We start from the raw sequence: 21,443 nt of genomic DNA, 5'->3' as shown, positions 1-21,443 counted from the left end.
AACTCCTTAGATTTTGCCTACAAGGTCAAGGCTTGGTTTAAGTGTTGCAGAACCCTCTTGCCATTTAGCTGGACAAACTTCACCTGGGTTGTTACGTACGTATTGAGCTGCTTTAATTTTGTTAACAAGAATGCTTGCGTCACGGCCGATACCGTCAGCATTGATTTCCATAGATTGGATAACGCCGTCTGGATCGATGATGAATGTACCACGAGCAGCAAGACCTTCTTCTTCCATTAAAACGTTGAAGTTTGTAGTGATTGTGCGAGTTGGGTCACCAATCATAATGTATTCGATTTTGCCGATAGTTTCTGAGCTATCATGCCATGCTTTGTGAGTGAAGTGAGTGTCTGTAGATACAGAGTATACTTCAACGCCTAAGTCTTTTAGAGTTGCGTATTGGTTTTGTAAGTCTTCAAGTTCAGTTGGGCAAACGAATGTGAAGTCTGCTGGGTAGAAACAAACTACGCTCCATTTTCCTTTTAAACTTTCGTCAGTAACTTGGATAAATTCTCCATTATGGTAAGCATTAGCTTTAAACGGTTTTACTTCTGTGCCGATTAATAACATATTAAAATTCCTCCTAAAGGTTGGTTTTGAGCATCGGAAATTAGTTTGCTCATAAAATATATTTTTTAATTAACTATAATAATTCTAATTCGATATTAATTATCATATAGAAGTGGTTATTTTGTCAAGAGAATAAACCAACTTTATACCAATTTAATTAATATTTATTCTCAATTAAGGCTGTTAGGGAATTAAAAGGTAATTTTTAAGTCATAAATTTTCAATGAGTGTTTGAAAGAGTAGTGTGTATGTTAGAGATATGGTGTAAGTATAAATTCTTAGGAAGGAAATATTTCTTAGAAGTTGTGGATTTGAAAAGTAACTTCTTATTTTATTGTACAAAGAATTGTGTAATAAATAAAACAAAATGTATCGGAATCTTTGTGAACAATTATTGTCAGCTTAAATATATATAATAAGAACTATATTGCAATGAGAAATAGAAACATTGACGCTCATTTCTAACAAGATATAATAAAAGCGAGATATGTATTGCAATAGAGAAGATATAGTATAGATTGAAAAAATTTCAGTCTATTATTTTTTCATGGCTTTTAGAAAACGTTTACATTTAGTGTGGAGGGGAAACCATGTCTAAGTTCACGAAGTATTTTTTAATGGAAGCTAAAGATGTGATTGCATATGTGCAAGAGAAATTACCTAAGTTCGAACATGCAAAGGGGCTAAAGTGTAAAGAAATAGGTGATGGTAATTTAAATTATGTGTTCCGCGTTTGGGATGAACAGAAGAACATTTCTGTCATTGTAAAGCAAGCTGGGGATACAGCGCGTATTTCAGATGAGTTTAAGTTGTCGACGAATCGAATCCGTATAGAATCAGATGTTTTGCGATTAGAAGGAAAGTTAGCACCTGGACTCGCGCCAAATGTATATTTGTTTGATAGTGTGATGAATTGTTGCGTGATGGAAGATTTATCAGATCACATAATATTACGCACAGCACTCATAAATCATCAAATGTTTCCGAGGCTTGCTGATGATGTAACTACTTTTATGGTAAATACTCTTCTATTAACATCAGATGTTGTAATGAATCATAAAGAGAAGAAGGAACTCGTGAAGAATTATATAAATCCTGAGTTGTGTGAGATTACAGAGGACCTCGTATATTCAGAGCCATTCACAGATCATAATAAACGCAACGAATTGTTTCAATTAAATGAAGGATGGATTAGAGAGCATATTTATAGTGATAAAGAGCTTCGTATAGAAGTAGCAAAACTTAAGTTTTCGTTTATGACGAATGCACAAGCGCTACTTCACGGTGATTTACATACTGGTTCTGTTTTTGTAAAAAGTGATTCTACAAAGGTTATTGATCCTGAATTTTCTTTTTATGGACCGATGGGATATGACGTTGGGAATGTAATGGCAAATTTAATGTTTGCTTGGGTGAATGCAGATGCAGTGATGCAATCTGGTATTGAGAAAGATACATATATGAACTGGATAGAATCTACCATGATAGATGTAATTGATTTATTTAAGAAGAAGTTTTTAGATGCTTGGGATATTCATGTGACAGAGATTATGGCGAAGGAAGAAGGTTTTAACCGAGTTTATTTACAATCTGTATTAGAGGATACAGCTGCAGTGACGGGTCTTGAGTTAATTCGTCGTATTGTTGGTCTAGCGAAGGTAAAGGATATGACTTGTATTGAGAATGACGCGGCGCGTGCTAGAGCGGAGCGAATTTGTCTTCAAGTAGCGAAGAAGTTTATTTTACAAGCGAATCAATATAAAACAGGTAGCAGCTTTGTAGAAACGTTAAAAAAACAGTCAATGCATAGTGCGAAGTAAGGGGAGAAGATGATGGCAGAGCAATTAATACCAATTCAGTGGAAAGATGATGCTTTAGTGTTATTGGATCAAACGGTATTACCGAACGAAGTAGTCTATGAATCTTTTAAAACGGCTGAGGGTGTGTGGGATGCGATTCAAGTAATGAAAGTACGAGGAGCGCCGGCAATAGGTGTTTCAGCAGCCTACGGTGTGTATTTAGGGATAAAGGAAGTTGCGAAAAGTTCGGCGGAAGAATTCATATCGGAAGTAAAAAAGGTATGTGCATACTTAGCGACATCAAGACCGACGGCAGTAAATTTATTTTGGGCGCTTGAAAGAATGGAAAGTGTAGCGAAAGAGAATGCTCATTTATCAATTGCGCAGTTGAAAGATAGATTATTAGAAGAAGCAAAAGAGATTCATAGAGAAGATGAAGAAATTAACCGTCAAATTGGAGAACATGCATTAACATTATTCCATGATGGCATGGGGGTATTAACGCATTGTAATGCAGGTGCGTTAGCAACGACTAAGTATGGTACTGCGACAGCTCCAATGTACTTAGCGAAAGAAAAAGGATGGGACTTAAAAATCTATTCGGATGAAACACGCCCTAGATTACAAGGTTCAACGCTAACAGCATTAGAACTGCAGCGAGCGGGAATTGATGTAACGGTCATTACAGATAATATGGCAGCAATGGTCATGTCACAAGGGAAAATTGATGCAGTAATCGTTGGATGTGATCGTGTGGCAGCGAACGGGGATGTAGCAAATAAAATTGGAACATTAGGTGTTTCGATCTTAGCTAAATATTATAACATTCCGTTTTATGTAGCAGCACCAACGCCGACAATTGATTTGAAAACACTGACAGGAAAAGAAATTCCAATTGAAGAAAGGGATGCTTCTGAAGTGATCAATCGTTTCGGACAATACTCTGCTCCGCAAGGAAGTAAAGTATACAATCCGGCATTTGATGTCACGCCATCTGACAATGTAACAGCGATTATTACGGAAAAAGGAATTGTGAAAGCACCGTTTACGGAGAATTTAAAAAAGCTATTTCAATAAGTAGATAGTTTTTTAGAAAAATAGTCATCATAAGCTTCATACTTAGGGGGATGTATATGTTATTACAAAACGAAAGAGAAGAAATTGTAGCGTATGGAAAGAAAATGATCTCTAGTGGTTTAACAAAGGGGACTGGCGGCAATATTAGTATTTTTAATCGTGAACAAGGTCTTGTTGCAATTAGCCCAAGCGGTTTAGATTATTATGAAACGACGCCTGAAGATGTAGTTATATTGAATTTAGATGGTGAAGTGATAGAGGGAGGGAGAAAACCATCAAGTGAATTAGATATGCATCTTATCTATTATAGAAATCGTGAAGATATAAATGCGCTTGTACATACACATTCTCCTTATGCGAAGACAATCGCATCATTAGGATGGGAACTTCCTGCTGTGTCATATTTAATTGCTTTTGCAGGCCCGAATGTCCGCTGTGCATCGTATGAAACGTTTGGTACGAAGCAATTAGCAGAGGCTGCTTTTGAAGGAATGATTGATCGTCGTGCAGTTTTACTTGCGAATCATGGTTTAATGGCTGGTGCGAATAATATAAAAATGGCGTTTACTATTGCAGAAGAAATAGAGTTTTGTGCTCAAATTTATTATCAAACGAAAAGTATCGGAGAACCGAAATTACTGCCAGAAGACGAGATGGAGAATTTGGCGAAGAAGTTTGAAGGGTATGGGCAGCAGTAGAATGAAATGAAAACCCCCTCAAGAAAAAATCTTGAGGGGGTTTCTTTATGCTTTCTTGAGCAACAAATACATAAAGTAAGGTGCACCAATTAAAGCAACGACAATACCAGCGGGAATACCGTTAGGTTCAACGATATTTCGTCCGATTGTATCTGCAAATAGTAATAGCCATCCACCAATTAAAACAGCAACTGGCATGAAGATTTGATGCCTTGGACCTACTAAAGATTTCGCGATATGAGGAGCCATTAGTCCAATAAAGCTAATTCCACCTGTTACAGAAACAGCAGCGGCAGCAAGTGCAACGGCTGCGATTAATAAGTATCTTCGTTCTTTTTCAATTTCAATTCCAACACCGATTGCTACTGGCTCGTTTAATGCTAGTATATTTAATCGATTTGCTTTATAGAAGACAAATGGGATTAATACGATTAGCCAAGGAAGCATTGCTAAAACAAATGTCCAGTCATCTCCCCAAATGTTTCCGGCAATCCATTTGGCGATAAAGTCCACTTTCATACGATCAGCGGATGAAATAAGGACAATCATTATTCCAGATAGTGCAAAGGAAAAACCGATACCGGTTAATGTTAATCGTATTGGCTGAAGTCCTGTTGATTTGCTATATGAAAATACGTAAATTAGAACAGCTGTTAGAAACGCACCGATAAATCCAACGAATGGTAGTAGGTAAAGAAATGAACCTACGTCTATTGGAAAGTATAGAAAGAAAACAGAAACTGCAACACCAGCACCAGCGTTAATGCCGAGAATACCAGGTTCAGCTAAATCGTTTCGGGTAATACCTTGTAATATAGCACCTGATAAAGCGAGTGCCATACCGGCTAATAATGTAATGACGATTCTAGGTAGCCTTAAAGAATATAAAACGAATTCTTCTTTAAATGTACCTTGTCCCATAAGTGTTGGAATTAATCTGTCATAGGAGAGAGCGGCAGAACCGAGTCCCATTCCAATTACAATTGTTGTGATGGTAAGTATAAGTAATGCAAGTATGATAAGGCGTTGTTTCTTTAGAATAGATTGCATCATGAGAAAGTTTTTCCTCCTTTACGTACAATAAATAGGAAGAATGGTAATCCTACAATTGCGACGATTGCAGCAACTGGTGTTTCATACGGAGCGTTAATTGTACGTCCGATTGTATCTGCGAGTAGCATAAAGGAAGCACCAGCGATCGCTGACATCGGTATAACAAAACGGTAGTCTGGTCCAACGATTGGACGAACCATATGAGGGACCATAAGTCCGATAAATGCCATGTTTCCGACAAGTGCTACAGAAGCACCTGCAAGCAAGATAATAATGATAAATAAAATCGTTTTAATAACGATAATTTTTTGACCGAGTCCAACGGCAACTTCTTCACTGAAACTAAGAACTGTTAATTTCTTTGCAAGTAAGATAGCGATAAATATACTTATTGAAATAACCGGAATAATAATTTTTAATTGGCTCCAACTCGTTCCAATTACGCCCCCAGCCGTCCACATTGATACATCTTGTGAAATTTTAAAGTAAATGCCAACACCTTCTGAGATTGCAAGTAGAAATGCTGAAACAGCAGCACCAGCTAATACAATTCGAAGAGGGGAAAGTCCACCCTTTTTCACCATACCAATTCCAAATACCATAATAGCGCCAATTGCAGCACCGATAAAGCAAGCTAGTGTTAAGTAAAGGTAGCTTATAGAAGGATTGAAGGCAAGTGTTAGTGCAAGTGCAGCATTTGCGCCACCAGTTAAGCCTAGTAATCCCGGATCGGCAAGTGGATTTCGTGTTAATCCTTGCATAATCGCCCCAGAAACAGCAAGTCCAGCTCCTACAAAAATAGCAGCAACTTCACGTGGTAAACGTATTTCGCGAATAATAGATATTTTGTCTCCTTTAGCGGAGGAAGTGAGTGCTAACCATACGTCTTTTATAGAAGTATCAGCAGCACCCAATACCATTGCAACCATAAAAATAAGAAGGAATGCAATTATGCTCAAAATTAGTTTGTATGTAAAAGCCATGGAACGTGGATTGTCGTGATCTTTTATCATTTGTTTCACATCTTTTCTTTTCATAGAATAAAGGAAGAGGAATTCTTAAATTAAGAATTCCTCATGTTTGTATTATTGACCAAGAAAGCTCTTCTTGAAGAAGTCTAGTTGGAAATCTAATGTAAGTGGATCATTGAAATAGAATTCCATCATGTTTGCTTCATATACACGATTATTTTTTACTGCTGGAATGTTTTTATATGATTCTGTCTCTTGGAATGAGTTATCAGTATCTTTGTTTTTACTTACGATTAAGTAATCACCAGCGAACTCAGGTAATACTTCAGTAGATAATGCGTAGTAGCCTTCTTTTAATGCTTTTTCTTTTACTTTTTCAGGCATTTTTAATTTCATTTCTTGGTAAAGAATTTCTGTTCCGCGGCCCCAGTTTTCGCCGTATACGTAAAGCTGTTTGTTGAAGTTTTCAACAACAGAAACTGTTGCGTCTTCACCAATCTTCGCTTTAATGTCTTTTCCAGCTGTTTGTGCGCGTTTCTTGAAATCATCAACCCAAGTTTTTGCTTCTTTTTCTTTATTTAATAATTTACCGATTTCTAAGTGTTGTGTTAAGTAATCAACTTTTCCGTAAGTGTATGTTACAGTAGGAGCGATTTTCTTTAACTTATCAACATTTTTAATATTTGATAAACCAATGATTAAATCTGGATTTAATTCTGCAATCTTTTCAACATTTTCATCTGATACTTCAGCGACATTTTTAAGTTTGCTATCGAAACGTGGGTTTTGTTTAGACCATGAATCTACCCCAACAAGATTTACACCTAATGACATTACGTTACCAGCGAATGATGATAGGACAACAACACGTTGTGGATTTGCTGGAACTTCTACTTTACCATTTTCAGATTGGTATGTAATTGTTTCTGATTTCTTACCTTTTGCGTCGTTCTTCTTGTCTGTTGAACCGTTGCTACAAGCACTCATAACAAGGACGAACAGAACTGTTAGTGAAATAAATAATTTTTTCATCGTCTTTCTCCTTTTGATAGATGATATGTGATATACAATAAATTGTTTAGCTTTGATCTTTTGAAAAGTTAGTGGTAATACAAAAGTCTTATTAACAATCTTGAACTTGAGATTTTACCATATAGTATTCACCATAGTAATAGAAGAAGATGTAATCTCACAGTTGCTAATAATTAACAAATTGATAATGATTATCACTATTGATTCTTTAAATACTATAATTTTATATAGGTGTATTGTCAATAGTGATTTTGATTGTAAAATTTATAAAAACAAGTTATATTTTATTGAGAATGATAATCAATTATTAGTAGCTGAGGAGTGACACGAATGAATCAAGAAGAATTGTTTGATGTAACTGTGATAGGCGGAGGACCTGCAGGGCTTTATTCAGCTTTTTATAGTGGACTAAGAGAGATGAAAACGAAAATAATAGAATTTCAACCACAGTTAGGTGGAAAAATACATGTTTATCCGGAAAAAATGATTTGGGATATTGGCGGATTATTACCGGTTACTGGTGAGAAATTAATTGAGCAACTTGTACAACAAGGATTAACATTTCAGCCTGAAGTTGTATTGAATACAAAAATAGAATCAATTATTCGTAATGAAGAGGGTATTTTTACGTTGAAAACAAGTTCTGGGGAAGAACATTTTTCAAAAACAGTGATCGTCGCAACTGGGAGTGGCATATTGAATCCACAAAAGTTATCAATTGAAGGTGCTGAGAGATTCGAAGTCTCAAATTTAAATTATACAGTTAAATCGTTAAAACGTTTCAAAGATAAAACGGTAATTATTTCAGGCGGAGGGAACTCGGCAATTGATTGGGCAAATGAATTAGAACCGATTGCGAAAAAAGTTTATTTAACATATAGAAAAGAAGAATTATCTGGTCATGAAGCACAAGTAAAACAACTTATGAACAGTTCGGCAGAATGTTTCTTTAATACATCGATTACAAAATTAATTGCCGGTGATAACCATGAGGCGATTGAACATGTAGAATTAACAAATCATGAAACTAGAGAGGTTTCTCATTTACCTGTTGAAGAAGTTATTATTAATCATGGATATGAACGTGACATTACATTATTGGAAAATAGTGAGCTAGATGTCGCTATTGTTGATAATTATTATATTGCAGGGAATGCAAATAGTGAGTCCTCGGTAGACGGATTATATGCCGCTGGAGATATTTTAAAGCATGATGGAAAATTACATTTAATCGCAGGAGCGTTCCAAGATGCTGGAAATGCTGTGAATAAAGCGAAACAATTTATTCAACCCGATGCAAGTGAGTACGGAATGGTTTCTTCGCATAATGAAGTATTTAAGAAGAGAAATCGAGAGTTAATTAAGCAGATGATGAAATAATAAAGTGAAACTTTAATCAGTGGGGGGTGTCCATCCCCCACTGATTATTAGCCTTCACCAATCGGGCTTTTACGGGCCGTTGATCTCCCACCTAATTCCCTCGCATTCGCTGAATTTTGAGGTGGGAGTCTTAATTCCCACAAATAGCGGGATAAAGGAACAAGTATACCCCCATTTACTTCTCTATTCGTATGGACGAGAGAGGTAAATGGGGGTTTTCCTGTTTATTATATCTTCAATCATTATCATGACACCGGTTTCATTAGTTCATGTGACATGAACGTTTTATTTGTAATCTCTCTAGAAAACAATGAATCTAGGATTGGTTTATGCTGTCCCTTTTTCCTGTTCATTAGGAAATGGCATATTTAGTATAGACGCAATGTATTGTTTTCCGTGTTTTCGAGCTAATGATTCTAATATTTGGCGAACGCGTTTTGTAAGATGACCTTGTTTTTTTATAGCCTCACAATATGCGTCATAGAAAACGTATTTAGCCCAAAGGAAATCATCTTGTTGGAATAAGAAATGATTTTTGTACCATTCGCCAATTGTATGATAGCAATTGTTTTCATGTACTGCTGCACTTTGTGAAAGAATACGATCGGATAAAGAATTAGATAGATGAGAAATTGTGTTGTCTGTTTCAACTCGTAATGTTTTTTCTAACATTGTAATGATGTGACGAGTAGCCATATGTTAACTCTCCTTTGTGTAAATGGGTGATACCATTCTATATTTAAAAAAATACTTACTATATTATTATACAATATATGGAATGGTTCTACCTGCTTTTTAAACGGCATTTACAAAATCTTTTTTATTTGTTTACAAAAATAAAGTAAGATACAGTATATATGAAAAAATAATAAAGGAATGAACACATTGTATATAACAATAGAAGAGGCTGCGGAGTATTTGAAATTACCAAAATCGTATGTTGAAGACTTAATTCAGCAAAAGAAAGTGCGTGCACTGTTTGATGGAGAGCAATATTTAATAAACAAGGAACAGTTTAATACACATTTAGAACAAATGGAGAAATATAAGCAGTTAGTGGAAGAAATATTAAACGAACCAATTCCAGAAGATATGGATGTTAAAGACGAAGATTAAATTTATAAAAACCCCCCCGTATTAAGATATGCAGAAATGTATCTTAATACGGGGGCTTTTTATATTAAGGGATGAAAAAGTCATCCAAAATCCTAGAGTTACTTTAAGGGAAAGAAGATTTTATAGGGATTAGTACTATTAGTTAAAAGCATATTTTTTCATAGCGGGGACAAACATAGCGAACATAACCTGTACAGATACATATACTATCAGTGCAAAAGCTTATAAATTAATGGAAGGGGTTTTCTCGTGAGTTTATTTCATTGTGATTTTTTGAAAGACTTAATTGGATCTTACGTGAGAGTAAACAGGGGTGGTCCAGAATCTCAAAGAGGAATAATAGTAGCGGTATATGCGGACTACTTTGTATTAGAGAATGAAAAAGGAGAGTACCATTACTATCAGCTTCGCCATCTGAAAAGTATTACAAAAAATACGAAAGATTGTGGAGCAGCGGATTACGGATGGGTGGAAGACGATAGTGCAGAGGACTTTGAAGCGTTACTTCAAAGTTTTAAATACCGCTGGGTGAAAATTAACCGTGGTGGTCCAGAGAAAGTTGAAGGCATTTTACAAGACGTTTCTTGCGATTATGTAACGTTAATTATAAAAGAAGAAGTTGTGTTAATTGCACTACCTCATATTAAAAGTGTTAATTATAACGCACCAGTATGTGGAGAGAGTGATGAGAGTAGCGATGAGAAAAGTAATGAAAATAGCAATAATTCAAGTCGAGCTCGCGCACAAAGACAATCAAGTAGAGGAAGATAATACAGAAAGGGGGATGCGAAATTGGAGAGTGTATTATGCTGTGATCAAATCAAGGGTTTAGTCGGTGAGAATGTAAAAGTAAATCTTCGCGGACCAGAAAGTCGAATAGGTGTACTGTTATCGTTAGGAAAAGATTACCTTACACTACAATTACCTCATGGAGAAGTAGTGTATTATCAGCTGAAACATGTGAAGAGTCTAGTCAAGAAAGTGAAAGAAACAAAATGTGACGATTACTATGGTTCATGTTTCTATTCTGATGAAGATACTTTTTTAGATGTATTAAGTGACTTGAAGTATAAGTGGGTAAAGATTAATCGTGGCGGACCAGAGAGTGTGGAAGGTTTATTAAGTGAAGTGCATGACGGATGTATTACACTAGTAAACGGTGAAGAAGTCATTTACGTGATTAATTTTCATATTAAAAGCGTAAATCAAGTAGTTAAATATAAAAAGAATGAAGAAGAATAATGTTTAATAAATAAGAGGGGCATTATGATTGAAAGTGAAGAACAATTTCTTATTTCGCTGCAATTATTCCGCGGTATATGAAAAAGGATTTCTTACTATTAAAAGACAGAACATTGCCCCTGATTATTTTTTAGAAATGAATGACAGGAAAATTGTGATTTCATAGAAAGGAGGATATAGATGAATGAGTTAAACAAGAACATTGGAGAAAATATATACGTTAAATTAATCGGTGAAAAAAGATTTAAAGGTGTATTAATTGATGTAGGGAATGATATTGTTGTTCTTTACAATGGACAAGACTATGTATATATATCTTTATACCATATCCAATATTATAGATTTTTAAGAGAGTATGATGAAGAAATATTGAAACCAGATGTGGATTCTGTAATTAAGAGGGAGTCCCCTTCAATTTCTTTGAGAAAAGTATTAAGCACCTCTAAAGGGATTTTTACAGAAATTTATGTGGCAGGAAATGCTCCAATACATGGTTATGTTACAAGTGTTATGAACGATTATATTGTTTTTTATAGCCCTGTTTACAAAACAGTATATATATCTTTAAAGCATTTGAAATGGTTAATTCCCTATAAAGAGAACCAAGTACCTTATTCCCTCAATAAAAATGAACTCCCCGTAAATCCATTAAATGTTACTTTAGCTAGAACGTTCGAAGAACAGCTTATTAAAATGTCTGGGAAAATTATGGTGTTTGATTTAGGTGAAGAATCTAACAAAATCGGAAAGATGGCGAAAATTGATGACGGACATATTGAAATATTAAAAGCACGTGATGCAAAAATGCATGTGAATATTCAACATGTGAAATCTGTCCATTGTCCGTAGGCTAGTTTAAAGGGCTGGCTTTTTCTTTTATATATGCGGAAGAAAAGGTCGAGCCTATTTGTTTACCGCTATTTGGATATGAGGGGGAAAGTGAATTGAATATATAAGTATGTTACTGTTTTACTTATACAGAGGTAATCTTGTACTAAATTATAAAAAAGATGTACGAGCTACCTTTTGGTGTATTCAACTCACTTTTGAGGAAGTGCTGCTCAACTACTTTATTAAAGGGGTTTTGTTTGTGGAGCAGTTTCCAAATTCGTTTTCGATTACATTGCTTGGCAGTGCTGGTGGAGCAGCAAAAGCAGTGTTAGCAATTTTGAATCAAGCGGTAGTAAATGAAAAAGATCCAATTTATGAAGTGATAAAAAATATGAACTTCCATTTGGTGGATATAAAACAAAAAGATAAAAGTTATTATGATGAGTTGTTTCCAAATCTGAAAGAGCAATTTTTTTTATATGAAATAAACCTTCAAGATGTAGTCAAATTTAAACAACATTTAAAAGAAAAAAGAACGAAGGTTGTTATTGATGTTTCAGGGGCAGATACGATTAGGGTACTGAGTTGTTGTAATGACCTTGGCATTTGTTACATTAATTCGGCTTTGGAAAATGAGGCGGTAGATCAGGACGATAGTTTACTTGGTTTTCAGCTTACGGAAAGGTATACGAGGTTTGAGAAGGAGAAAGAAACATTTACAAATACAAGAGCGATTATAGGCTCAGGTATGAATCCGGGTGTTGTTCAATGGATGGTTGTTGAACTTATGAAAGAACGTCCAAATGAAAAGCCGCGAGCATGCTATATTGTAGAACATGATAATTCGTTTTTGGGTGATAAAGGGCTAATAAAACCTCATACACTTTATGCATCATGGGCAGTAGAACGTTTTCTTGATGAAGCGATATGGAGTTATCCTATGTATATGAGTCATCATCGTCCACTTTACTTTTATGAGGATGTATATGCTTCAGAGTATAAAGTAAAGTTAGGTGAAAAAGAATTTTATGGTTGCTTAATGCCGCATGAAGAAGTTTTAATTTTGGGGAAATCTTTTAATATGGAAGTGGGTTTTCTTTATCGGATCAATGAGTATACAACAAACTTAATTAGACAGAACTTAGATAAAGTGGAAGATTTATGGAATTGGAATCGTAAAGTATTTAATCCAGCAGAAGATGATATTATAGGAGAAGATTTAGTCGGTGTGTTACTCGTTTATGAACATAACGAGACATACATGTATAATGTAATGAATAGTAGCCAAGTTTTTCAAAAATATAAAACAAATGCGACGTACTTCCAAGTAGGATGTGGGATTTATGCTGGCTTATGTAGTTTACTGTTAGATACTTTTGGACAAGGTGCTTATTATGTAGAAGAATTATTATTAAATACTGAAAGTAAGTATGGGGAATATTTAAATTTATATATGAAGGATTTTGTAGTAGGACATAATAATTTTACAGATGGATTGCTAAATGATAGGGCAAGATGGATATAAATTATGACTGAAAAGGAAGGAGCTGTATCTCCTTCCTTTTATAGTATGAGAAGGTTACATGTTGCCCTGAAAGCAATTTCATAATTATAATTTAAAGAGATAACACTTGAAATGTTTTTTGGTATTGATCAAGAGGAGTTTTTATATGAACAAATACACGAGCTTGATTTATGAAGAAAGAGAAGCTTTAAAAGTATTTATATTATTATTCTATATTATATTCTTTTTATATGACGGTATCTATTATTTCGTTTATCCCGCTATGAATATTAATGAAGCAAGGGTAGGGTGGCCAGAAGGTGGTATGGGAATAGGTGTATATATATTAGTAATATCTTTATTTCCTATTTCAATATATCTTCAAAAACAAGGTTATGTATATTTTGTAAAATACTTATTTTTAATTGGGTACATGCTTATTGATCTTATTAATAACTTAATGATTTATTTACACAGTGATCGTGTTTTTGAAAATGGAAATATGGTTGAAATATTTTTAATTTTATTTGCACCGATTTTCGTGAATAGAAAATATTTTTATTTCGTTTCCTGTAGTGTAATTGGAAAATATGTATTTTTTACTTTGATATTACAAGATGTAAAAGTTGTGATTCCGCTTGTATTATGTATATTCTTTTTCATCATTTCGCATTCTTTATTAAAGAGATTTCAATCTTATGTAAGGACAGTTGTTGAGATGATGAACAGTATGAAAGAGACAGAAAATTTAGCGGTTATTGGGACTATGTCTACAACAATTGCTCATGAAATTCGAAATCCATTAACAGCTTTAAAAGGATTTACACAGATTCAAAAAGAAAGAAATCTTGAAGATACGATGAGCTATGAGATTATGCTGCAAGAAATTGAAAGAATTAATGAGTTTGTTAGTGAATTGATGTTATTAGGAAAACCGAAACCAACAAATTATGAATGGTGTAATATAGGGGAAATCCTTTTATATGTTGTACAGTTAATGGAAAGCTATGCGACTCAATATAAAGTGAAATTTAATTTGCAAGTAGATGGAAATTTACCCGTTATAAGTGGTGATGATAAGCAATTAAAACAAGTGTTGTTAAACATCATCAAAAATGGAATTGAATCGATGCCAGGAGGCGGGAATATTCAGATTCTGGCATATGAAAAATCTGGAGAGAACTTGTGTATTTCTGTTGAAGATCAAGGTCTTGGGATAGAAAATGAGAAAATAGAAAAGATCGGAAAAGCTTTTTATACAACAAAAGAGAATGGTACAGGTCTTGGATTAATGATTACATATAAAATTATTGAAGAACATCAAGGGAGTATCGCGATTGAAAGTAGTATGGGGATAGGAACGAAAGTGGAAATTTATTTACCAACAGTGTAGTACATTAGACGAAATTACTTTTCAGAAAAGTGTTCTTGTTGTGTAAATATAAACATTTTATAAAATGTTTAAAGAAGGGTTTTTTTTATAAAACACTTCGTTTATAATGGAGGAAAATATCGACATAGAGCTTTTAGCTCATGTAACGGTTAGGTAGTGTTATGAAAAGAAAAGTAGGGGTGCACGCGCATCCTTTTTTCTATGCGGATATGATGAAAGGGGTGGTATGATGGAATTAACATTGAATTCAACTGTATGTTTACACACAATTCAATTTCGAAAAGAGAGATTAAATTATATTGTAAAAGATACAATTACAGGAGAAACATATGAAATGCCGCCACTTTGGATTGATGCACTAGCAATGATGCGTGACGGTTTTTCATTGGGAGAAATTGAGGAGAAATTAAAAGAAGAGTATCCGGCCGAAGAAGTAAATATGCTAACATTCACGAGGCAACTGTTAGAGCTAGAACTTGTCGGAATGGTAGATGGAGAAGAGATAGCTTGTACAAAGAAGAAAGACAAAGATTATTTAGCTTGGGTACGTCCAAGGGTGGAACAATTCTTTCTTAACTTAAATAAAAAATATAAAAGCAAAGGTCAAAAGTGATCTTTGCTTTTTTAGTGCAATACAAAATAGGTATTCACCCAAATAAAGGTTTTCGCATATTGTAGCTTATGTAAGTAGAATGCTGCGAAGGAGTGAGTGCAGTGACAGGGAATGTATTGAATTATTATGCCGGTGGAAATACAGCTAGAGGATTTTATAGCTTGTATGAAGAGAGTTTAAAAGGACTAGATAGGTTGTTTATTTTAAAAGGCGGTCCAGGTACAGGAAAGTCTTCTTTAATAAAGGCAATAGGGCGTGAATGGGTCGATAAAGGGTATAATATTGAATTTTTACATTGTTCTTCTGACAATAAATCAGTTGATGGTGTGATTATTCCAAAATTAAAAGTAGGGATTGTTGACGGTACATCACCGCACGTTATTGAGCCGAAAATGCCTGGAGTTGTTGAAGAGTATATAAATTTAGGTGTTGCTTGGGACTCAGATAAATTAAGAAAGCAGAAAATAGAGATTGAACGATTTGTTTCAGAAGCAAGCAAAGCCTTTCAAGCAGCTTACGGGTGTTTTAAAGAGGCGCTAGTTATACATGATGAGTGGGAGAAAATATATATTAATAATATTGATTTTAATAAAGCAAACGAATTAACAGATCAGCTTATACAGAAATTATTTGCAGATAAAGGCGGGAAGAAATCAATTGTGAAACATCGTTTCTTAGGGGCTGCTACACCGAAGGGAGCAGTTGATTTCGTTCCTAATTTGACAGAAGGGCTTCCGCATCGCTATTTTATAAAAGGTCGCCCAGGTTCTGGAAAATCAACAATGCTTAAAAAATTAGCAAAGGCAGCAGAAGAAAAAGGGTTTGAAGTAGAAGTGTATCATTGTGGATTTGATCCAAATAGTCTCGATATGATTATTGTAAGGGAATTAGGATTTGCAATTTTTGATAGCACAGCACCGCATGAATACTTCCCAAGCCGTGAGGGGGATGAGATTATCGATATGTATGATCTCATTGTTGCACCAGGGACAGATGAAAAATATGCTACGGAAATTCGCGACGTTTCAATTCAGTATAAAACAAAAATGAATGAGGCGATGTCTTTCTTAGCAAAGGCAAAATCAGTTCGTGATAAATTAGAACGAATTTATATTGCCGCTATGGATTTTTCAAAAGTCGATGCATATAGAGAAGAAATCCAAAAAGAGATTGAACGAATTGCAGTTACTGTAATTGAAAAGAAAAAATAGATGTTTTGTTAGGCTGTCGGGAATTTTCTGACAGCTATTTTAGTATCTGGTAAAATTAGTCTTATATTTGTCGAATTTCCAGGGAAATGATCAAAAAATGGGGAGGATATGAAATGAGAGAGAAAATTGAATTAGAACTAGAAAGAATTGAAAAAGAGAATGATGTGAAAATTTTATTTGCTGTAGAATCAGGGAGCCGGGCGTGGGGATTTCCATCGAAAGATAGTGATTATGATGTTAGGTTTGTTTATATACGTCCTGTAGAGTGGTATTTATCAATTCATGATAAACGTGATGTAATTGAATACCCAATTAGTGATGATTTAGATATAAGTGGCTGGGATATTAAAAAGGCATTGCAACTATTCGCGAAGTCAAATCCAGCTTTACTTGAGTGGATTCGATCACCAATTTTTTATTCGAAAAACTCTAACTTTCCAGAGCAGCTTCAGCAAATGAGTGAAAAGGATTTTAATCCGAAATCAACGATATATCATTACTTACATATGGCTTCAAAAAACTATCGTGAATTTTTACAAGGTGAAAATGTAAAGTTGAAAAAGTACTTTTACGTATTACGTCCTATTTTAGCTTGTAAATGGTTAGAAGAGAAAGGGACATTGCCCCCAGTAGAATTTGACCGGTTAATTATGGAACTATCAGTAGAGCCTAGTGTATTGAATGAAATTGAAAAGTTGTTAATAAAGAAAAAAGCAGGTACTGAATTGGACGTTGGATTGAAAATTGAGGTGTTGAATCGATTTTTAGAAGAACAAATTAATTACTATCAGCAATATGTGAAAGGGATGGAAAAGAGATTAGGGATTGATATTGAGAGTTTGAATACATTATTTCGAAATATGTTGTTTGAAGTATATGAAAAAGAGCACAAGTGAGTTTGTGCTCTTTTTGTGTTTTAGGAATAAAGAAAACGGTGCTAGTGACGATTAGTCTTACAAAAGGGAGTAAATGAAAATTCACGCTGAATCTGTAATTATTCGTTATCAACTCGCTTTAATGGTTGATCTGCTGGACCTTCCATAACATCCCCATCAATTGAAAAACGGGAACCGTGACAAGGGCAATCCCACGTACAATCACCGTTATTCCATTCAACTTCACAGCCAAGGTGTGTGCAAGTTGTATCGACGATATGTAATTTTCCTTCTTTATCTTTATAAGCACCTGCTCGTTTACCGTTGACATGTACAACAGATCCTTCGCCAACTTCAAGATCTTCTGGCTTACGTAATGCGGTTTCAATTTTCCCCTCAATTAAATGTTTCGCAACGTCAATGTTTTGTGAGAGAAATGTTTTTATATCCGGATTTGCATGAAAACGTGATGGTGCAAACAGTTCTTTATATGGACTGTGGACTTTTAGAATGGAGTCCTTCAGTAAATGAGCTGCTGCAGTTCCAGTCGTCATACCCCATTTACGATATCCTGTTGCCACAAATATATTTGGATTCCTTTCGTTAATATGTCCGATATAAGGGAGTTTATCTAAAGTAATTAAGTCTTGTGCAGACCATCTATAAGGAATTTCATCTACTCCAAAAGTAGATTCAGCAAAGGAATATAGTGCATCATAATGAAGCATCGTATTAATTCCTTGTCCTGTTTTATGACTCTCTCCGCCAATCAATATTAGCTTTTCTCCATTGCTTGTCGTATAACGTATGGAGCGTTTTGGATCATCGATACTTAAATACATGCCCCCTGGATAATCTGTTTTTGCTTTTATTGCAAGAGCATAGGAGCGTTCTGCGTACATTCGCGTAAAGAAAAAGCTATTAGCATCATAAAAAGGAAAATGTGAACAAGAGACAATATATTTACAAGTGATGCGATGGTCACCCTTTGTAATTACTTGTGGATAATCTCCTTTTTCCACATCAATAGCTGTTGTTTGCTCATAAACCATTCCGCCCATTTCCACAAACTTTTCTAAAAGTGTTTTTAAATAAAGGAGGGGATGGAATTGCGCTTGATTTTTCATCACAAGTGCAGATTGTACGGGAATAGGAATCGACAGAGATTGAACATAGTCACAAGGTATATTTAATTTTTGATAGGCTTCATATTCTTTCGTTAAATTTCGCAGGCCACTATTGGTAGTTGTATATAAATACGAATCTTCATTTGTGAAATTACAGTCGATTTTATATGTTTGCACAGTCTCATTTATGAATTGTAGAGCTTTACTATTTGATTCGTAGTAAAGTTGAGCTTTTTCAACACCAAAATTGTTTATTAATTCATCATAAATGAGATCATGTTGAGCTGTTACTTTTGCGGTTGTATGCCCAGTTGTTCCATTTAAAACAGAACCAGAATCAATTAAAACGACTTTCATTCCTTCTTTAGCGAGTAAATAGGCGGTGGTAATGCCTGTAATACCAGCACCGATAACGGCAACTTCTGTCTTTATATTTTCGGATAAATGAGGAAAAGTAGGAAATTGAGTAGATTCAATCCAATAGGATGATGGTAACTGCGGAAATGTGTCATCTGTCATTTTGAAAACCTCCTAAATTAGAACAATTTCCCTTTTAATATTTCCATATTATATGGAATTCATGTATGTTGTTTTCGTAGCGTTCTATTTTTATTAAACGAAAGATAAAATTATTTTAATATAATTATTTTATTGGGGCAGTATGAAGAAGTAGGGTTTATATAAAGCTAAATTCAAGTGATTCCATTTGTTGATTACATAGAGAGTTCTTGAATGAGATAGAGTCTGTGTTGTTTAAGTGGATGTGTATATATAGCGGATAAAGCCTTATGAAATCTATGCTTTTTCTTTAGTGAAATAAAGTATAATTATAAAAATATAACCAACTTTTATTACTAGGTCATAAAAGTTGTTGACAATATAGAAATTCTATTGTTATGATTCATCATGTGGAAAGGTTGATAGAGAGTAAAAAGAGAAATGTTTTTCATTGATAATAAAAGCGGAAAAATAAGTGACGATAGAGTGAGTATATTTTCCTTATGATAAATGCTTTTTGGATCACGTAGTAAAATCAATCTGGAAGCAAGAATTAATATATGCAAGTTGCGCAGGGCGCGGCATAAGAAAGGGGCAAAAGGATGAAGGAGCTTCATACGTTTGGGTGGTATGCAGCGCGTGTATCACCACATTTGCCGAAAAAAGCATTTAAACCAGTTCCTAATCGTTTATTTGGTGGACTGGCTTATTTACTTGTGGCATTGGCTGGTTTAATAACGATCGGTGTATTTGAATTGAATGTGTGGGCAAATCTAGGAATTGCAATTGTTCTTGGATTATGTTTTGCTTCACTTGGGTTTTTAGGACATGAAATTTTACATGGAACAGTTGTAAGAAAGGCATGGCTTCGTGATTTTTTAGGTGCGATAGCATTTATGCCATTATCAACTGGCCCAAAACTTTGGAGAAAGTGGCATAATGCAACGCATCATGTTCACACACAGCATGAAGAGAATGATCCAGATGCATGGCCGACATTTGAGAAACTGAAAAAGAGTAAGTTTTTGAGTTGGGTATATCGCATGCCTCTTCATGTACGTTCATTCTTTAGTTTTCTGTCACTAACAATTCAATTTACGTTACATTCGACTCGAATGTTCTTTCATTTTATAAAAGAATTTAAGTCATCCAATCAAAAATCTGTATGGCTTCAACTTCTTTTGCCCTGGACAGTTTGGATTAGTTTATTGTTTATTATGGGACCTACAAAGTGGTTCTTTGCATACGTGATTCCGTTGTTAATTGCTAACTTTATTGTAATGGCGTATATCGCAACAAATCACCGCTTAAATCCTATTGTTCCAGTAAATGATCCTTTAGCAAACTGTTTATCAGTAACAGTGCCGCGCTGGGTAGACGTTTTACATTTCAATTTCTCATATCATACAGAACATCATCTGTTTCCTGCTATGAGTTCTAAATACTATCCATTAGTAAAAGATAAAATTAAAGAAATGTGGCCGGAACGCTATCACGAAATGCCGATGACAAAAGCATTGGCAGCACTTTGGAATACACCACGTGTGTATTATCACGGAAGTGAATTAGTTGATCCGCATAGGGAGCATTTCTATGGCTCTTTAGGAAATGGATTGGATCCTCATAATATTTCATATCGTGAGGAACATATAGAGGAAAAAGAGACTATAAAAAAAGCAAATCAATAATAGATATATTTTACGATGAAAAAGCAAGCTCTCTTAGAGCTTGCTTTTTGTTATAAAGAAACTTCTTTCTTGTTCTTCGTCTTGACGTGGACAGAGTTATTTTCTTTCCGTTGTAGTCTTTTTTCTAGAAGACTAACAAAATAAGTAAATAGAAGAACAAGTACGAGATAATATAAACCAACGATTATATATGTATCTAATTGTTGGAAGTTACCTGCAGCGATGGATAAACCTGATCCCCATAATTCGGACAATCCTACATAAGCGACAAGTGAAGAATCTTTTAATCCAATAATAAATTGGTTCCCTAGAGGGGGAAGAGACAGACGAAATGCTTGTGGTAATATAATCCGGCGCATCGCTAAAGGGTAAGGCATCCCTAAAGAGCGAGCGGCTTCTAATTGTCCCCGGTCAACGGATTGAATTGATCCGCGAAAAATTTCAGTAATATATGCACCGTTATGAATGGCTAAAGCGATTGCTCCTGCCCAAAAAGGGGTAAAAACAACAACAGATGTAATCCCAAAATAGAGAATAGCAATTTGAACAATTAAAGGTGTACCACGAATAATGGCGATGTATACATGAGCAATACTATTTAAAACCTTATTGTTAGAGATTCGAAAGAAAGCGACTAGTAATCCAATTAGTGAACCGAGTAATAGGGATGTTAATGTTAATTGTAATGTGACAATAGTAGCCTTTAACAGTGTGGGATAGGTAGAGATAAAAATTTCAAACATATGTGTCACCTCATATTGTATG

At 34.7% G+C, this 21,443-nt stretch carries 21 protein-coding genes; 14 read left to right on the top strand and 7 right to left on the bottom strand.

Features of this window, described 5'->3' with window-relative positions; genetic code table 11:
• Positions 1-6: 6 nt before the first annotated feature.
• Positions 7-570 (bottom strand): alkyl hydroperoxide reductase subunit C, encoded by a 564-nt coding sequence (gene ahpC, locus ACE38F_RS26020; protein ID WP_000924420.1) that lies wholly within the window; start codon positions 568-570, stop codon positions 7-9.
• 590 nt (positions 571-1,160) lie between these two features.
• Between ahpC and mtnK the strand changes: the two genes are divergently transcribed.
• Genes mtnK through ACE38F_RS26005 form a run of 3 tightly spaced genes read left to right on the top strand, consistent with a single transcriptional unit; the run spans position 1,161 to position 4,144 of the window.
• Complete coding sequence (mtnK, locus tag ACE38F_RS26015) at positions 1,161-2,390, top strand: S-methyl-5-thioribose kinase (RefSeq protein ID WP_375370601.1); 1,230 nt, start codon at positions 1,161-1,163, stop codon at positions 2,388-2,390.
• Positions 2,391-2,402: 12 nt separating this feature from the next.
• Positions 2,403-3,446 (top strand): S-methyl-5-thioribose-1-phosphate isomerase, encoded by a 1,044-nt coding sequence (gene mtnA, locus ACE38F_RS26010; RefSeq protein WP_375370600.1) that lies wholly within the window; start codon positions 2,403-2,405, stop codon positions 3,444-3,446.
• 56 nt (positions 3,447-3,502) lie between these two features.
• A complete protein-coding gene (locus ACE38F_RS26005; RefSeq protein WP_215555083.1) occupies positions 3,503-4,144 on the top strand; it encodes an L-fuculose-phosphate aldolase in 642 nt (213 codons plus the stop codon).
• A gap of 45 nt (positions 4,145-4,189) precedes the next feature.
• Here ACE38F_RS26005 and ACE38F_RS26000 read toward each other — a convergent pair whose 3' ends face one another.
• Genes ACE38F_RS26000 through ACE38F_RS25990 form a run of 3 tightly spaced genes read right to left on the bottom strand, consistent with a single transcriptional unit; the run spans position 4,190 to position 7,200 of the window.
• On the bottom strand, positions 4,190-5,197 hold the full coding sequence (locus ACE38F_RS26000) for a FecCD family ABC transporter permease (protein WP_375370599.1): 1,008 nt from the start codon (positions 5,195-5,197) through the stop codon (positions 4,190-4,192).
• Positions 5,194-6,234: a FecCD family ABC transporter permease gene (locus ACE38F_RS25995; RefSeq protein ID WP_215555085.1), complete on the bottom strand. Its 1,041-nt coding sequence runs from the start codon at positions 6,232-6,234 to the stop codon at positions 5,194-5,196. The genes ACE38F_RS26000 and ACE38F_RS25995 overlap by 4 nt, the downstream gene beginning before the upstream one ends.
• Positions 6,235-6,282: 48 nt before the next feature.
• On the bottom strand, positions 6,283-7,200 hold the full coding sequence (locus tag ACE38F_RS25990; RefSeq protein WP_000732562.1) for an iron-hydroxamate ABC transporter substrate-binding protein: 918 nt from the start codon (positions 7,198-7,200) through the stop codon (positions 6,283-6,285).
• A 330-nt stretch (positions 7,201-7,530) separates the two neighbouring features.
• Between ACE38F_RS25990 and ACE38F_RS25985 the strand changes: the two genes are divergently transcribed.
• Positions 7,531-8,580: an NAD(P)/FAD-dependent oxidoreductase gene (locus ACE38F_RS25985; RefSeq protein WP_375370598.1), complete on the top strand. Its 1,050-nt coding sequence runs from the start codon at positions 7,531-7,533 to the stop codon at positions 8,578-8,580.
• 327 nt (positions 8,581-8,907) lie between these two features.
• Here the strand turns inward: ACE38F_RS25985 and ACE38F_RS25980 are convergent, their stop codons facing one another.
• Positions 8,908-9,276, bottom strand: coding sequence for a hypothetical protein (locus ACE38F_RS25980; RefSeq protein WP_000235488.1), 369 nt, complete (start codon positions 9,274-9,276; stop codon positions 8,908-8,910).
• Between the two features lie 180 nt (positions 9,277-9,456).
• Here ACE38F_RS25980 and ACE38F_RS25975 point away from each other — a divergent pair, with 180 nt between their 5' ends.
• The 9 genes from ACE38F_RS25975 to ACE38F_RS25935 all read left to right on the top strand — a co-directional run bounded on the left by ACE38F_RS25975 (position 9,457) and on the right by ACE38F_RS25935 (position 17,386).
• Entirely contained in the window at positions 9,457-9,696 is a 240-nt protein-coding gene (locus ACE38F_RS25975) for a helix-turn-helix domain-containing protein (protein WP_002010190.1), read from the top strand.
• A 249-nt stretch (positions 9,697-9,945) separates the two neighbouring features.
• The gene (locus ACE38F_RS25970; RefSeq protein ID WP_215555088.1) at positions 9,946-10,467 is read left to right on the top strand and encodes a spore coat protein; all 522 of its coding nucleotides are present in this window, start codon (positions 9,946-9,948) and stop codon (positions 10,465-10,467) included.
• A gap of 21 nt (positions 10,468-10,488) precedes the next feature.
• The gene (locus ACE38F_RS25965; RefSeq protein WP_215555089.1) at positions 10,489-10,938 is read left to right on the top strand and encodes a spore coat protein; all 450 of its coding nucleotides are present in this window, start codon (positions 10,489-10,491) and stop codon (positions 10,936-10,938) included.
• Between the two features lie 180 nt (positions 10,939-11,118).
• Positions 11,119-11,787, top strand: coding sequence for an LSm family protein (locus ACE38F_RS25960; protein ID WP_375370597.1), 669 nt, complete (start codon positions 11,119-11,121; stop codon positions 11,785-11,787).
• 241 nt (positions 11,788-12,028) lie between these two features.
• Positions 12,029-13,294 (top strand): S-adenosylmethionine decarboxylase related protein, encoded by a 1,266-nt coding sequence (locus ACE38F_RS25955; RefSeq protein ID WP_375370596.1) that lies wholly within the window; start codon positions 12,029-12,031, stop codon positions 13,292-13,294.
• A 145-nt stretch (positions 13,295-13,439) separates the two neighbouring features.
• Positions 13,440-14,666 carry an ATP-binding protein gene (locus ACE38F_RS25950; RefSeq protein WP_375370595.1) on the top strand — a complete coding sequence of 409 codons (1,227 nt, stop codon included), beginning with the start codon at positions 13,440-13,442 and terminating at the stop codon, positions 14,664-14,666.
• A gap of 229 nt (positions 14,667-14,895) precedes the next feature.
• Positions 14,896-15,279 (top strand): hypothetical protein, encoded by a 384-nt coding sequence (locus ACE38F_RS25945; protein WP_033714284.1) that lies wholly within the window; start codon positions 14,896-14,898, stop codon positions 15,277-15,279.
• Positions 15,280-15,380: 101 nt separating this feature from the next.
• The gene (locus tag ACE38F_RS25940; RefSeq protein ID WP_375370594.1) at positions 15,381-16,490 is read left to right on the top strand and encodes a PRK06851 family protein; all 1,110 of its coding nucleotides are present in this window, start codon (positions 15,381-15,383) and stop codon (positions 16,488-16,490) included.
• 113 nt (positions 16,491-16,603) lie between these two features.
• Positions 16,604-17,386, top strand: coding sequence for a nucleotidyltransferase domain-containing protein (locus ACE38F_RS25935; RefSeq protein WP_375370593.1), 783 nt, complete (start codon positions 16,604-16,606; stop codon positions 17,384-17,386).
• A gap of 98 nt (positions 17,387-17,484) precedes the next feature.
• Here the strand turns inward: ACE38F_RS25935 and ACE38F_RS25930 are convergent, their stop codons facing one another.
• Positions 17,485-19,011 (bottom strand): FAD-dependent oxidoreductase, encoded by a 1,527-nt coding sequence (locus ACE38F_RS25930; RefSeq protein ID WP_375370592.1) that lies wholly within the window; start codon positions 19,009-19,011, stop codon positions 17,485-17,487.
• Positions 19,012-19,592: 581 nt separating this feature from the next.
• Here ACE38F_RS25930 and desB point away from each other — a divergent pair.
• Positions 19,593-20,678, top strand: coding sequence for a Delta(10) desaturase DesB (gene desB, locus ACE38F_RS25925; RefSeq protein WP_088098661.1), 1,086 nt, complete (start codon positions 19,593-19,595; stop codon positions 20,676-20,678).
• A 50-nt stretch (positions 20,679-20,728) separates the two neighbouring features.
• Here the strand turns inward: desB and ACE38F_RS25920 are convergent, their stop codons facing one another.
• The gene (locus ACE38F_RS25920) at positions 20,729-21,421 is read right to left on the bottom strand and encodes an amino acid ABC transporter permease (protein WP_215555097.1); all 693 of its coding nucleotides are present in this window, start codon (positions 21,419-21,421) and stop codon (positions 20,729-20,731) included.
• Between the last annotated feature and the right edge of the window lie 22 nt (positions 21,422-21,443).

Origin of the sequence: Bacillus altaicus, from assembly GCF_042136375.2 — a bacterium.
Taxonomy (GTDB): Bacteria; Bacillota; Bacilli; order Bacillales; family Bacillaceae_G; genus Bacillus_A; species Bacillus_A cereus_U.
This window is presented reverse-complemented; position numbering and strand designations above follow the sequence as displayed.